Genomic DNA, 13085 nt, shown 5'->3' on the forward strand with positions numbered 1-13085 from the left:
GTTCCTCGCGACGCGGACGACGTCCTCACGGAACTCTTGGGGATAGGGAGCGGGCATGGCGCACATCCTTCCCTGCAACGCCGCACGGCGCCACAGATCATGTGACACCTGATCGTGCATCAGTCCCCCATGATGAGGCGCTCCCAGTGATGTGGCGTTGAGATTTGCTGTGGAGTCTATGCCACACCGTCACACGTTCGCGGCGCCCGCGATCGGGATCGAGGCGCCGGACATGAACGCCGCGCGCCCGGAGAGCAGGAACTCCAGCAGCGCGCCGATCTCCTCGGGTCTGCCGTAGCGGCCCATCGGGATGTGGGCCAGCAGCTCGGGCCCCACGGCCGGGTCGTCCATGTACCCCGCGGTCATCCGGCTGCGGAAGTAGCCCGGGCACACGGCCATGACGCTCAGCCCGTCTCCGGCCCAGTCGAGGGCGAGCGACTTCGCCAGCGCTTCGGCGGCTGCCTTGCTCGCGTTGTAGTCCGCGAAGCCGGGTTCCGGGCGAACGGCGTTGACCGAGGCGTTGATGACGAGCGTGCCCGGCCGGACCAGCCACTCGCGGGCCGCCTGCGCGCCGATGAGCGCCCCCACGACGTTGACGTCGAGGACGCGGCGGAAGTGCTCGGGGTCCAAGTCCTGCGCGGGCTTGGCCTCGCCGTCGATGCCGGCGTTGAGGAAGGCCGCGTCCACCCCGCCGAACGCATCGTGCGCCGCGGCGAAGGCCGAGGTGAGCGCGGAGGCGTCCCGCGCCTCGGCGACGGAACCGCCCGCGGCCACCCCCGCCTCCAGTGCGGGGGACAGGGACTCCTGGCGGGTGCCTGTGATCCACACGCGGTGCCCGGCGGCGGTGAGGTGGGCCGCGCAGGCGCGCCCGATCCCGCTGGTGCCGCCGGTGATGAGGTAGCGGCGGGGCACATCCGCCTGGGCAGTGTCCATGCCGCGAACGCTACCGGAGGCCGGCCACAACCCGCCCCAGCATGCTCCGCCGTGCCGCGTCGCCCGCCCCCAGCGCCCCCTCCGGTCTCGCCGAAGCGCGCCGCGAAACACGGCGCTCACGCGCTGGTTACACTCGCGACGTTCGGCCGTGCTCGAATGACCGGACACGCAGTCGCGCACCACACGCAGTCCCGCACCCGACGCAGTCGCGCAACTGGCCGCGCACCCGACCGGGTCCGCAGCCGCCTTCACCAGTGGCCCCCACCACGTGGGTCCATTGCCCGGTCCCATCCCCTCCGAGCGCAAGCGAGACCGCCCATGCCCAGCCCCCTCCTCACACCGGAGACCCGGTCCATCGAGTTCGTGCCGCTGACCGAGCGCCACGGCTCCCCGCGCAGCCTCTTCACGCTGTGGTTCGGCGCGAACCTGCAGGTGACGTCCATCGCCGCGGGCGCGCTCACCGTCACGGTGGGGCTCTCGCTGCCGTGGGCGCTGCTCGCCACCATCATCGGCACGCTCGTGGGCGCGGTCTTCATGGCGCTGCATTCGGCGCAGGGCCCCATCCTGGGCGTCCCGCAGATGATCCAGAGCCGCGCCCAGTTCGGCTACGTGGGCGCCGTGCTGCCCCTGGTCCTCGTCGTGCTCATGTACCTGGGCTACTTCTCCACGACCGCGGTGCAGGGCGGGGCCGCGCTCGCCTCGCTCACGCACCTCGACATCTCCGCGGCGATCGTCGTCATCATCGCCGTCATCGTGGTGGTGGCCGTCCTGGGCTACCCGCTCATCCACGCCGCCCAGAAGCTCCTGTCGATCCTCAGCGGCGCGGCCTTCCTCATCCTCACCGTCTGCCTCCTTCTCAACAACGACGTGGCCGCGGTGTGGACGTTCGACGAGTTCGCGTGGGGCCCCTTCGTGCTGGCGATTGCGATCGGGGCCACCTGGCAGCTGACCTACGCGCCCTACGTCGCCGACTACTCCCGCTACCTGCCGCCCGAGACCTCGGTCGCGAAGTCCTTCTGGTTCAGCTATGCGGGCACGACGATTGCGACGATCTGGATGTTCGGCTTCGGCGCGGTGGCCACGGCCGTCGCCGCCGACGCCTTCGAGGGCGGCTCGGTGGACTTCATCGTGGGGCAGGCGCCGTTCGGCCACGCGGCGTTCTACCTCATCATCATCGCCGGCGTGATCGGCATCGATGCGCTCAACCTCTACGGCCTCTTCATGTCCGCGACGACGATCCTGAATTCGCTCTTCCGGTTCCGGGTCACGCCGGCCGTGCGCCTGTCCATCATCGTTGTGGGCGCCGCGGTGGCCTGCGCGGTGAGCCTGGTGGGGCGCGAGAACTTCCTGGCGAACTTCACGAACTTCATCCTGCTGCTCGCGTACTTCCTCATCCCGTGGACGTCGATCAACCTGGCCGACTTCTACCTGGTGCGCCGCGAGCGGTACAACATCCGGGCCCTCTTCGATCCCGCCGGCGAATACGGCGGCATCGACTGGCGGACCATGCTCGCCTACGGCATCGGGATCGCCGTGGAGGTCCCGTTCATCTCCAGCGACTTCTACACCGGGCCGCTCGCGCAGGCCTTCGACGGCGCGGACATCTCCTGGATCCTCGGGATCTTCGCGGCGGCGGTGCCCTACGTGGCCCTCATGCACTGGTTCCCGATGCGCCGCGGCTTCCCGCCCGTCTCCACCGGGGCCGAGGCGGTGGCCGAGGAGGCCTCACACCTCCCGTCCGCGCGCTGAGGGTGAGGCTGGGCCGCCGGGCCCAGGCACGGTGGCCCGGGCCGGGTGTGGCCTCCGACCCCGCTGCGCGAGTCCGGCACCCGGTTCCAGCCTGAGCCCCAACCCCGGCCCAGATTCCGACCCCGGCCCAGATCCCGGCGCCGCAGGGGCAGCGGGGACGGGAGCCGGGCCGTGCGCTCAGCCCACGTGGGAGTCGAACCAGTCGACCGCCTCGGCGGGGTGCTCCCCGAAGTAGTTGTAGCCGCGGAAGCGCTCCGTGGTGCCCTCGATCCACACGAGCTTCTTGTCGTCGGTGGGCAGGGCGTCGTAGATGTCCTGGACGTCCTGCGGCTTCGTCATCGAGTCGTCGTGGACCTGCGCGACGAGCGTGGGCACCCCGATCGCTCCCATGTGCGGCAGCGGTGTCTGCTCCGCCAAACGGAAGCCCGTGCGCTCGTGCACAGCCGCGTCGAACGCGGTGTAGCCGGCCTCGCCCAGGCCCAGCCCCTCGGCGAACGTGTCGACGATGTAGGTGCCCGACACCGGCTGGAGCATGATCATCGCCTCGACCTCGGAGAACTCCTCCGGCATCCGGTCCCACGCGATCGCGGTGGAGTCCGCGCCCAAGCACACGGACAGCAGCGCCTTGTGCATGTTCTGCGTGTCCGGGCGCGCCTTTGCGTAGCGCAGGGAGCCGACGACGTCCTGCCACTCCGTCATCCCGATGCCGGCGATGCCGCCGTTGCCCTGCCCGCTCATGCCGTGGTTGCGCATGTCGTAGGCGAGGATCGCGTAGCCGGCGTCGTGGAGGGCCTTGTACTCGGGCAGGAAGTTGACCTCGAAGCCGCCGAGCCCCCCGAACTCCGGCAGGTGCCCGGCATAGCCGTAGCGCGAACCGGGGAGGAAGTGATTGTGGATGATGACCGCCTTGGCATCCTCGGCCGGGATGAACCAGCCGGACAGCGGGGTCCCGTCCAGCGACGGGAACGTCACATCCTCGTACTCCATGCCGTACTCATCGGGCCTGCGCAGGATCGGCGTGCGGCGGCCCGCGGTGGTCCCCGTCGTCCAGAGGTGGAGGAAGCCGTCGAAGGCCTCCCGGGTGTCCTTGTCCATCCCGAGGTCCTCGATGAGCTGTGCGGAACTGGCATCTGCCATGGTGTTCTCCTCTGCGGGTCGGTGGTGCTGAGTGGTTCGGTGGTGCTGAGTCGGTCACTGGTGCCGACTGTCACCGTGCACGCTATGCGAGCGGCCCGCGCATCGGAAGGCACGGCTAAGGGGGGTATTGCGAGCCCCCCGCTGGGCACGTTGGTGTGCAGTATCGTCGGTGTGCGTGACCGGCAGCCGCTTCCAGGAGTTCCTCGCCACCCGCCGCGCCCGCGTGCGCCCCGAGGACGTGGGCCTGCCCCGCGGGCCTCGCCGGCGGGTGCCCGGGCTGCGCCGCGAAGAAGTCGCGGCGCTGGCCGGAGTCAGCTCGGACTACTACATCCAGATCGAGCGGGGCCGCTCACGGGGGGTCTCGGACGAGGTGCTGGCGGCCATTGCGCACGCCCTGCGGCTGGACCAGGCCGAAACCGCGCACCTGTTCAACCTCGCCCACGCGACCCGGGCGGCCGCGGCTCCGCGCTCGCCCCTGCCCGCCGAGGCGCGCGACGGGCAGCCGCCGCCCGGGCTCCTCGCGCTCGTCGACGCACTCGCGACGCCGGCGCACGTGCAGAACGGGCGCCTCGACCTCCTCCACGCCAACGCCCAGGGCCGAGCGCTCTATGAGGCCGTGTCCGATCAGGACCCGGTGCGCCCGAACTTCGCGCGCTTCGTCTACCTGGACCCCGCTGCACGCAGCTTCTACGGCGACTGGCCGCAGGTGGCCGATGAGGCCGCCGCGATGCTCGAGGCGGAGGTGGGCCGCAGCCAGGCCGCCCGCGCAGACGAGGGCGGGGCCGGTGATGGCAGCGCAGTCGGCAGCGCAGTCGGGAATGAGCCCGGCGACGATGCGGACGCGCCACGCGGGGCCTACGGCAGCCTGGGCGAACTCGTGGGGGAGCTGCTGGCCGGCAGCGTCGAGTTCCGGTGCCGCTGGGGCCAGCGGGATGTCAGCGACCACCGGCGCGGAGCCAAGCGCCTGCTGCACCCGCGGGTGGGCGAGCTGCGCCTGCGCTTCGAGGCGCTCGAGGTGGGCGACCGGCCGGGCATGCGCCTGTTCGGATACACTGCGGACCCAGCTCACCCCGACACGGCCGCACGGCTGGGGCGGCTGGGCCGACCGGCCGACGATCTGCCGTCGCGGTGCGCTTGACCCGCGGGCGGGCCCGGTACGCGGGCAGGCAGGGTACGCGGGCACGCGGCGCCGGCCGGGAACGCCGGGTGCTGGGCCCAAGGAGGAATCGCCATGAGCAACGTCGAAGCACACCCGGCGCAGGTCCTGTGCCGCGGCGAGGGCCTGCCCGGCCCCCGCTCGGAGTGCGCCGGGGGCGCCGAGGTTGAGCTCATCGAGGCGCGCGAGGTGCCCCTGGGCGGACCGCGGGCCATGACCGTGCGCCGGACGCTGCCGCAGCGGCAGCGCTCCCTCATCGGCGCCTGGTGCTTCTTCGACCACTACGGGCCCGACGACGTCGCGGCCACCGGTGGCATGGACGTAGCGCCCCACCCGCACACCGGCCTGCAGACCGTGAGCTGGCTCTTCGACGGGGCCATCGCCCACATCGACTCCGGGGGCGGCCGCGGCACCGTGCTGCCCGGCGAGATCAACCTCATGACCGCGGGCACCGGCATCTGCCACTCGGAGACCTCCACCCCGGACACGCAGACCCTGCACGGGGTGCAGCTGTGGCTGGCGCTGCCGGACGCGGTGCGCGGCACGCTGGGCCGCGCCTTCGAGCACTTCGAGCCGGAGCCGGTGCCACTGGCCCGCGCCTCCGCGGGCGACTCGGACACTGGCTCGTCTGACGCTGGCGCCTCGGACGCTGGCGCCCCGGGTGCCGGCGACTCGGACCGTGCGGTGGACGGCTCGCCCGCCGGCGAGGCGCTCGTCTTCATCGGCAGCCTGCTGGGCCGCACCTCGCCCATCAGCGTCTACAGCCCCCTCGTGGGCGCGCAGCTGCGCCTGGAGCCGGGCGCCGTGGTGGACCTGGCCGTCGATCCCTCCTTCGAGCACGGTCTGCTGCTGGATTCCGGTGCCGTCGCGCTCGAGGGCGTCGAGATCCCCCGTGCGGGGCTGGCCTACACCGGCGTGGGCAGTCAGTCGCTGCGCATCGCCAACCTCGGCGAGGAGCCCGCGCTGCTCGTGCTCATCGGCGGGCAGCCGTTCGGCGAGGAGATCGTCATGTGGTGGAATTTCGTGGGCCGCGACTCGCAGGAGATCGCCCGCTACCGGGCGGAGTGGGAGGCCCACGGCGAGCGGTTCGGGGAGGTCGACGGCTACGTCGGGCACCTCGGGCCCGGCCGGAGCAAGGACGGCCTGGCGCGCCTGCCCGCCCCCGCCCTGCCCGATGTCGAGCTGCGTCCCCGCCGCAATCCGCCGCCCAGCGCCCAGCGCTCCCGGACCCAGCCGCTCACCCCCGCTCCCGGTGGAGCCGCCGCGGAGACAGCCCCGAATGGAGATTCCCATGGCCGATGACCAGCTGACCGACAAGAACGGCGCCCCCGTGAGCGTTGCCGTCGATCAGGCCAACAGCGCCTACGCGATCATGCTCGACGACGGCACCGTCGCCGGGCGCACGTTCTTCATGGCCGCGCCCGAGGCGCCCGGCGAGTGGATCTTCTACCACACCGAGGTCTCGGAGGAGTTCGGCGGCCGCGGCCTGGCCACGGTGCTCATCGCCGCGGCCATGGCCGACGTGCGCGCGCAGGGCATCACCGTCGTGCCGATCTGCCCCATGGTCCGTGCGTGGCTGCAGAAGAACGCCGAGGAGTACGAGGCCGCGGGCGGGCGCGTCCGCAAGGCGACGGGCAAGGACATGGAGGCCGTCGAGGACGCGGTGCAGGGCGGGCAGGCGTGAAGCGGCCCTACATCGACAAGGATGCGCCGCAGGTCCAGAAGGCCATGGAGAAGGCGGCCGTCGCCGCGCGGGAGGCCTCGCACGCCGCCGGCCTGGAGGACTCCACGATCGAGCTGGTCAACGTGCGCGTCTCGCAGCTCAACGGCTGCCCCACCTGCCTGAGCATCCATGTCCCGCAGGCCCGCGCCGCAGGCGTGAGCCAGCGCCAACTTGACCTGCTGCCCTCGTGGCCCGAGGCGCGCGGGGTCTACACGGACGTCGAGCGCGCGGCCCTGCTGCTGGCCGAATCGCTCACGGTCATCGACCAGTCCGCGGACCGCAATGCGCTGGTGGAGCGGGCCGCCCAGGCGCTCACCGCCGACCAGATCGCCGCCGTCGAATGGACGGCGGTGCTCATCAACGCGTTCAACCGCATCTCGATCGCCAGCGGCCACCCGCCGCGGCCGGAGTAGGAGCGTGCCGGTGACCACCGTGGGGGCTGCCGACGGCTTCGCGCTGGCCGTGCAGACCGGCGGCCCGCCCGTTGCGCCGCCGCTGCTCCTGCTGCCCGGGCAGGCGAACTCCCACCGCTGGTGGGACGGCCTGCGCGAGGTGTTCGAGCCGGTCTTTCGGACGATCACCTTCGACTACCGGGGCACCGGTGACAGCCGCGGTGAGGTGGGGGAGTGGGGCACGTCCCTCTTCGCCGCCGATGCCGCCGCCGTGCTCGTCCACCTGGGCTATGACGAGGCCTGCGTATTCGGCACCTCGATGGGCGGCCGGGTGGCGCAGAAGCTCGCCATCGAACACCCGCAGCGCGTATCGGCGCTGGCCATCGGGTGCAGTGCGCCCGGCGGCGAGCACGCCGTCGCGCGCGATCCGGCAGTGACGCGGGCGATGGGCCACGGCGACGTGCGCCAGCGGCTGCGCTTCCTCTTCGAGCTGTTCTACACCCCCGCGTGGCCGCATCCCCTGGAGGAGAGCACGCTGCTGGGTGATCCCAGCATGACGCGCGCGGAGAAGACCGCGCACCGCCGCGGCAGCCTGGCCCACGACGCGTGGGGCGAACTGCCCCGCATCGCCGCGTCCACCCTCGTCATCCACGGTGAGGACGACGTGATGACGCCCGCGGCCAATGCGCGCCTGCTGGCTGAGCGCATCCCCGGCGCGCGACTCGAGCTGTTCCCCGGCCGCCACGGGTTCTTCTCCGAATACGCAGACGAGGTGCTGCCGCGGGTGCGCGAGTTCCTGGCCACGACGGGTGTTGACGGTGGCCCCTGACTCGGCCCGCCGCCCCCCGACCGCCCGAATCCAGAGGATTGCCCCGTGAGTGAAACCGCCCCCGGTATGTCAATGCCCGCCGCCGCCTCGGCGACACCGGCCCCCGCCTCGGCAGCGGAGCCCGTGATCCGCCTGGACCGGGTGACGCTGCGGCGCGGGCAGACGCAGATCCTGCACGGGGTCGACCTCACGGTGCACGCGGGGCAGCGGTGGGCACTGCTGGGTCCCAACGGCGCCGGCAAGACCACAATGCTGGGGTTCTGCGGGGCGCAGACCCACCCCACGAGCGGGACCGTGGACGTGCTGGGCCACCGGATCGGGCGAGTGGACATGCAGGCGCTGCGGCGCGAGATCGGCCACGTCAATCCGCGCCACCCGCTGCGCTCGCCGCTGACCGTCACGCAGGTGGTGCTCACCGGATTGACGGGCACGATCGAGATGCCCATGCGCTGGGAGCCCACGGCGCAGGACACGCAACGGGCCCGCGCAGCCCTTGAGCGGATCGGCCTGTCCGAGCGCCGGGACGCGCCCTGGACCACCCTGTCCCAGGGTGAGCGCGGGCGCGCCCTCATCGCCCGCGCCCTCGTCATCGAGCCGGCGCTGCTGCTCCTCGACGAGCCCACCACCGGTCTGGACGTCGCGGCGCGCGAGCAGTTCCTCGAGACGATCAATGGGCTGGACCCCGGTCCCGCGCTCACCACGGTCCTCGTCACGCACCACCTCGAGGAGCTGCCGGAGACCACGACGCATGCCATGGTCATCGCCCACGGTCGCGCGGTCGCGGCGGGGCCGGTGGACGAGGTCCTGACCACGGAGACGATCAGCGCGGCCTTCGAGCATCCCATCGAGGTCTCGAAGGCCCACGGCCGGTGGGCCGCGCGCGCCCGGCGGGGCCGCTGAGCGCATACGTGGGCAGGCGCCGGGCGCGCGGTGCTATCCCGTCAGCGAGTTGAAGAGCAGACTCGTGCGGGTGTCGACCACCCCCGGGACGGCGCGGATGCGCTCGAGGACCGTGTCGAACTCGGAGAGGCTGATCGCGCGCAGATGCACGACCAGGTCCCATTCGCCGATCGTCGAATGGAGCTGCTCGACCTCCGGGTAGCCGCGGATGGCCCGCACGGCGTCGCGGCCGCGGTTCGGGGCGATCGAGACCATGGCGACGCCGCGGATCGCATCGCGGTCCACATCATTGGCGAGGCGGATGGTGAAGGCCTCGATGACCCCCTCGGCCACCAGCTTCTCGATGCGGCCCGTCACGGTCGAGCGATTCACCCCGACCTGCCGCGCGAGTTCGGCGATGGGGGTTCGGCTGTCCGCGCGCAGCAGCGAGATTACCCGGCGGTCCACGTCGTCCAACATGGCACATAGCCTATTCCAGGACCGCAGAATGCCTGTTTCCTAGGCGGAATATGGTCCATTCGGCGATTGAACGACCACATTGCCGAGTCATAGCGTGGCGGGTGTCAGCGAACGCCTCCCGGAAGAAGAGACCGCACATGCCCACTCCGCCCGCTCCCGGCCTCACCCACTTCGCCGCTCGCGCAGGCGACCACAACGACCGTGCGATGGCGGCCTCACCCCGCCTGGCGCAGGCCCTCGCCGGGCTCCTCGGCCAGCCCCCGACGGTCATCGGCGCCCCGGAGCCGGCCCTCGCCGCGGACTGGGACGTCGAGCTCACCGCCGCGCGCCCCGCGCTCCAGGCGATGCGCGCGCACTACGACGACGTGCTCGGCCGCGGCCTCACGCCCGTCACGGCGCTGAGCCGGTGCGCGGTCGCGCTCGCCACTCTCCCGGCCGTCGCGCAGCACCGCCCGGATGCCGTGGTGATCTGGTTCGATGCCCACGCGGACCTCAACACACCGGCCACGACCCCCACGGGCTACCTGGGCGGGCTGGCGCTGTCCGGCTCGCTCGGCTGGTGGGACTCCGGGCTCGGGGCCGGCCTTGCCCCCGATCGCACCGTCCTTGCGGGCGTCCGCGACATCGACCCGCCGGAGGCCGAGCTCATGCGCTCCCACGCCGTGGCGCTCGTGGCACCCGGACCGGACTTCGCACGGCGGCTGGGAGAGGCCGTCGCCGGTCGGCCGGTGTACATCCACATCGACTGCGATGTGCTCGATCCCGACACGGTGCCCACGGACTACCGGGTGCCGAACGGCCTGAGCCTCGGCGACCTCCGTGCCGCGGCGGCCGTGCTCACCGGCAGTGAGATCGTCGGACTCGAGATCGGCGAGCTGGAGACCCAGACGCAGGCGGAGGACCTCGACCCCCTCCTCCAGGCCCTCGCGCCCGTCCTCACGGCAGTCGTGCAGAGCTGAGGTCCGCGCGCCGAGCTGCGATCACTCCGGCATCTGCGCGACCGGGGCCCCAGGGACCGCCTGCCCTCAGCCCCCCGGTCCGCCGGCCCTGCGGCCCCGGCCCTGCTCACGCGCGGTCCGAGCCCGAGGCGCCCTCGTCGTCTGCCAGCTGCTGGGCCAGGTAGCGCCCCGTCACGCTGTCGGGGTCCGCGGCGACCTGGCGCGGCGTCCCGGTGGCGATGATGCGCCCGCCCTCGGTGCCGCCGCCGGGGCCCATGTCGACGATGTGGTCCGCGTTGGCGATCATGTCGAGGTCGTGCTCGATGACGAGGACGGTGCCGCCCTGGTCGAGCAGCCGCTGGAGCACTCCGATGAGCGTGCGCACGTCCAGCGGGTGCAGGCCCACGGTGGGCTCGTCGAAGACGAAGAGCGTCCCCCGCTGCCCGCGCTGGAGCTCGGAGACGAGCTTGAGGCGCTGGGCCTCGCCCCCGGAGAGCTCGGGTGTCGCCTCGGTGAGGGTGAGGTAGCCCAGGCCCACATCGCGCAGCCCCTCCAGGCGCGTGCGGACCGGCGCGAGGTCGCCCACCCGGTCCAGCAACTCGGCGGCGGTGAGCGCGAGCAGCTCCGGCAGCGCCAGCGCGGGCCCGCCATCCGCGCTGGGGCGGCGGTAGTCGAGCGCCTGCGGGGCGTAGCGGCCGCCCTCGCATTCGGGGCAGGCGATGTCCACGTCCGGCAGGAACTGCACGTCCAGGGTGACCTGGCCCGTCCCCTCGCAGCGCGGGCAGCGCAGCGCACCCGTGTTGTAGGAGAACGACCCGGCGTCCAGGCCAGCCTGCTGCGCCGCGGGCAGGCGGGCGTATGCACGGCGCAGCTCGTCCATGATCCCCGTGTAGGTGGCGACGGTGGAGCGCACGTTGATGCCGATGGGCGCCGCGTCGACGACGTTGACGCGGGTGATGCCGCCCGGCTCCACCGCCCTCACGTGCGCGGGCACGGTGGGACCGGAATCGCCGCCGGCCGCGGAGCCGCCTGTGGACCCGCCCCCGCCGCCCCCGCTGCCGCCACTGGTGGCTCCCCCGGTGCTGGCCTCCGTGCGGGCGCGCAGGGCGGGGATGAGGCTGTCGAGCACGAGCGTCGTCTTGCCCGAGCCGGAGACGCCCGTGACCGCCGTCATCCGGCCGACGGGGAAGGCGGCCTCGAGTTCGTGCACCGTGTGGATGGGGGCGGTGTTCAGCCGGATGGTGCCGTGGTCGAACGTCTTCGCCGCGGGGGCGGGCGTGCGCGCGCTCACCCGCTCGCTGCCGGTGAGGAACCCGCCGATGAGCGAGGCGGGATCGGCGCCCAGCTGCGCCACGGTGCCGGTGGCCACGACCCGGCCGCCGGCAGCGCCCGAGCCCGGGCCGATCTCGATGAGGTGGTCGGCCTGCCGCAGCACGAGCGGCTCATGGTCGACGAGGACCACCGAGTTGCCGTCGGCCAGCAGGTCCTCGACGACGCCCAGCAGCCCGGTGACGTTGGACGGGTGCAGCCCGATCGACGGCTCGTCGAGGACGTAGAGCACCCCGGTGGTCTCGTTGCGCACCGCGCGGGCCAGCTGCACGCGCTGCCGCTCGCCGGTCGACAGGGTCGCCGAGGCCCGGTCGAGGCCGAGGTAGCCCAGGCCCAGCTCCACGAGCCGACGGGCCATGCCGCGCAGCGCGTCGCTGAGGCTGCGGGCCATGGGCAGCATGTCCTCCGGCAGCGTGGCGGGCACGGTGTCCGTCCAGGCGAGCAGCTGATCGAGGGTCTTCGCGGTGACCGCCGCGAGGTTCTCATCCCCGATCTCCGGGCCGCGGGCGCGCTCGCTCAGGCGGCTGCCGCCGCAGGCGGGGCACGGTGAGACGGTGAGGAAGCGGCTCACGCGCCGCAGCCGCTTCTCATCCCCGGCGCGCTTGAGCTCCTCGAGCACGGTCAGCCGGGCGTTGCGGAAGGTGAAGTTGAGGTCGTGGACCCCGTTCTTCGTGGTGACGGTGATGTGCTTCTTCTCCTCGGGCCCGTCGAGCACGATCTGCCGCTCCGCGTCGCTCAGCTCGTCCCACGGCACGTCCGTGCGGACGCCGAATTCCCGGGCGATCTGCGGCTGGACGCGGAAGCCGAACATCTGCCAGGGGATGACCGCGCCCTCGTCGAGGCTCAGGTGCGGATCGCGGATGAGCGAGGCGTCGTCGACCGTGCGCACCACCCCGGTGCCCTCGCACTCGGGGCAGGCCCCCTCGGAGTTGAAGGCGAGCTCCTCCGCGCCGGGCGGGTGGACCTGGGCCCCGCAGATCGGGCAGGAGAACGGCACTTCCTCGGCCACCCGCAGGGTGGGCTCCTGCCGGTGGCCGTGGGGGCACAGGTGGCCGGCCAGGCGGGAGAACATGAGCCGCAGGACGTTGAGCAGCTCCGTGGACGTGCCGAACGTGGAGCGGACACCGGGCACGCCGGGCCGCTGGCGCAGGGCCAGCGCGGCCGGCACGTGGCTTACGCGGTTCACGTCCGCGCGGGCGGCCTGGCCCATCCGGCGGCGCGTGTAGGTGGACAGCGCCTCGATGTAGCGCCGGGAGCCCTCCGCATAGAGCACGCCCATGGCCAGGGAGGACTTCCCGGACCCGGACACCCCGGCGATCCCCACGAGCTTGCCCAGCGGCACGTCGACGTCGATGTCGCGCAGGTTGTGCACGCGTGCCCCGCGCACCTCGATGATGCCGGTGAAGGCCCGTTCGGCCCGCTGTGCCGCCGAGGTGCGGGCCGGCTTACCGCGTTCGTCCGGTTCCGGGTTCGCTGCGTCCGCCATGACCCGATTCTTCCACCACCGGCGTGGGCCCGCGACGGCCGTGTGGGGTCGCGG

General features: G+C 72.6%; 12 protein-coding genes. 8 read left to right on the plus strand and 4 right to left on the minus strand.

Annotation, left to right across the window (positions count from 1 at the left end; all coding sequences use genetic code 11):
• Nucleotides 1-189: 189 nt before the first annotated feature.
• On the minus strand, nucleotides 190-933 hold the full coding sequence (locus GSY69_RS04805; protein ID WP_160952747.1) for an SDR family NAD(P)-dependent oxidoreductase: 744 nt from the start codon (nucleotides 931-933) through the stop codon (nucleotides 190-192).
• A gap of 318 nt (nucleotides 934-1251) precedes the next feature.
• On the opposite strand from GSY69_RS04805, the gene GSY69_RS04810 reads away from it, so the two are divergent.
• A complete protein-coding gene (locus GSY69_RS04810; RefSeq protein WP_160952748.1) occupies nucleotides 1252-2682 on the plus strand; it encodes a purine-cytosine permease family protein in 1431 nt (476 codons plus the stop codon).
• Nucleotides 2683-2859: 177 nt separating this feature from the next.
• On the opposite strand, the gene GSY69_RS04815 is transcribed toward GSY69_RS04810, so the two are convergent.
• Nucleotides 2860-3819: an alpha/beta hydrolase family protein gene (locus tag GSY69_RS04815; protein WP_202410820.1), complete on the minus strand. Its 960-nt coding sequence runs from the start codon at nucleotides 3817-3819 to the stop codon at nucleotides 2860-2862.
• A 175-nt stretch (nucleotides 3820-3994) separates the two neighbouring features.
• Between GSY69_RS04815 and GSY69_RS04820 the strand changes: the two genes are divergently transcribed.
• The 6 genes from GSY69_RS04820 to GSY69_RS04845 all read left to right on the plus strand — a co-directional run bounded on the left by GSY69_RS04820 (nucleotide 3995) and on the right by GSY69_RS04845 (nucleotide 8819).
• Nucleotides 3995-4957, plus strand: coding sequence for a helix-turn-helix domain-containing protein (locus GSY69_RS04820; protein ID WP_160952749.1), 963 nt, complete (start codon nucleotides 3995-3997; stop codon nucleotides 4955-4957).
• A 93-nt stretch (nucleotides 4958-5050) separates the two neighbouring features.
• Nucleotides 5051-6277, plus strand: a complete 1227-nt coding sequence (locus tag GSY69_RS04825) for a pirin family protein (protein ID WP_160952750.1) — start codon at nucleotides 5051-5053, stop codon at nucleotides 6275-6277.
• The gene (locus GSY69_RS04830) at nucleotides 6267-6659 is read left to right on the plus strand and encodes a GNAT family N-acetyltransferase (protein ID WP_160952751.1); all 393 of its coding nucleotides are present in this window, start codon (nucleotides 6267-6269) and stop codon (nucleotides 6657-6659) included. Before GSY69_RS04825 ends, GSY69_RS04830 begins: the two co-directional genes overlap by 11 nt.
• Nucleotides 6656-7111, plus strand: coding sequence for a carboxymuconolactone decarboxylase family protein (locus GSY69_RS04835; protein WP_328698767.1), 456 nt, complete (start codon nucleotides 6656-6658; stop codon nucleotides 7109-7111). The genes GSY69_RS04830 and GSY69_RS04835 overlap by 4 nt, the downstream gene beginning before the upstream one ends.
• Before the next feature lie 10 nt (nucleotides 7112-7121).
• Nucleotides 7122-7919, plus strand: a complete 798-nt coding sequence (locus GSY69_RS04840; RefSeq protein WP_160952752.1) for an alpha/beta fold hydrolase — start codon at nucleotides 7122-7124, stop codon at nucleotides 7917-7919.
• Between the two features lie 45 nt (nucleotides 7920-7964).
• Nucleotides 7965-8819 carry an ATP-binding cassette domain-containing protein gene (locus tag GSY69_RS04845; RefSeq protein ID WP_442864226.1) on the plus strand — a complete coding sequence of 285 codons (855 nt, stop codon included), beginning with the start codon at nucleotides 7965-7967 and terminating at the stop codon, nucleotides 8817-8819.
• 33 nt (nucleotides 8820-8852) lie between these two features.
• Here GSY69_RS04845 and GSY69_RS04850 read toward each other — a convergent pair whose 3' ends face one another.
• Nucleotides 8853-9278, minus strand: coding sequence for an Lrp/AsnC family transcriptional regulator (locus tag GSY69_RS04850; RefSeq protein WP_160952753.1), 426 nt, complete (start codon nucleotides 9276-9278; stop codon nucleotides 8853-8855).
• 137 nt (nucleotides 9279-9415) lie between these two features.
• Here GSY69_RS04850 and GSY69_RS04855 point away from each other — a divergent pair, with 137 nt between their 5' ends.
• Entirely contained in the window at nucleotides 9416-10237 is an 822-nt protein-coding gene (locus GSY69_RS04855) for an arginase family protein (RefSeq protein ID WP_160952754.1), read from the plus strand.
• Nucleotides 10238-10343: 106 nt separating this feature from the next.
• Here the strand turns inward: GSY69_RS04855 and GSY69_RS04860 are convergent, their stop codons facing one another.
• Nucleotides 10344-13031, minus strand: coding sequence for an excinuclease ABC subunit UvrA (locus tag GSY69_RS04860; protein WP_160952755.1), 2688 nt, complete (start codon nucleotides 13029-13031; stop codon nucleotides 10344-10346).
• Nucleotides 13032-13085 lie beyond the last annotated feature (54 nt).

The organism is Brevibacterium rongguiense (assembly GCF_009857845.1).
Lineage (GTDB): Bacteria > Actinomycetota > Actinomycetes > Actinomycetales > Brevibacteriaceae > Brevibacterium > Brevibacterium rongguiense.

Excerpts from the sequence above, each read along its gene's own strand:
- GSY69_RS04815 (WP_202410820.1), bottom strand. The coding sequence starts at position 3,819 with ATGGCAGATGCCAGTTCCGCACAGCTCATCGAGGACCTCGGGATGGAC.
- GSY69_RS04855 (WP_160952754.1), top strand. The coding sequence starts at position 9,416 with ATGCCCACTCCGCCCGCTCCCGGCCTCACCCACTTCGCCGCTCGCGCA.
- GSY69_RS04825 (WP_160952750.1), top strand. The coding sequence starts at position 5,051 with ATGAGCAACGTCGAAGCACACCCGGCGCAGGTCCTGTGCCGCGGCGAG.
- GSY69_RS04805 (WP_160952747.1), bottom strand. The coding sequence starts at position 933 with ATGGACACTGCCCAGGCGGATGTGCCCCGCCGCTACCTCATCACCGGC.
- GSY69_RS04830 (WP_160952751.1), top strand. The coding sequence starts at position 6,267 with ATGGCCGATGACCAGCTGACCGACAAGAACGGCGCCCCCGTGAGCGTT.
- GSY69_RS04810 (WP_160952748.1), top strand. The coding sequence starts at position 1,252 with ATGCCCAGCCCCCTCCTCACACCGGAGACCCGGTCCATCGAGTTCGTG.
- GSY69_RS04860 (WP_160952755.1), bottom strand. The coding sequence starts at position 13,031 with ATGGCGGACGCAGCGAACCCGGAACCGGACGAACGCGGTAAGCCGGCC.
- GSY69_RS04850 (WP_160952753.1), bottom strand. The coding sequence starts at position 9,278 with ATGTTGGACGACGTGGACCGCCGGGTAATCTCGCTGCTGCGCGCGGAC.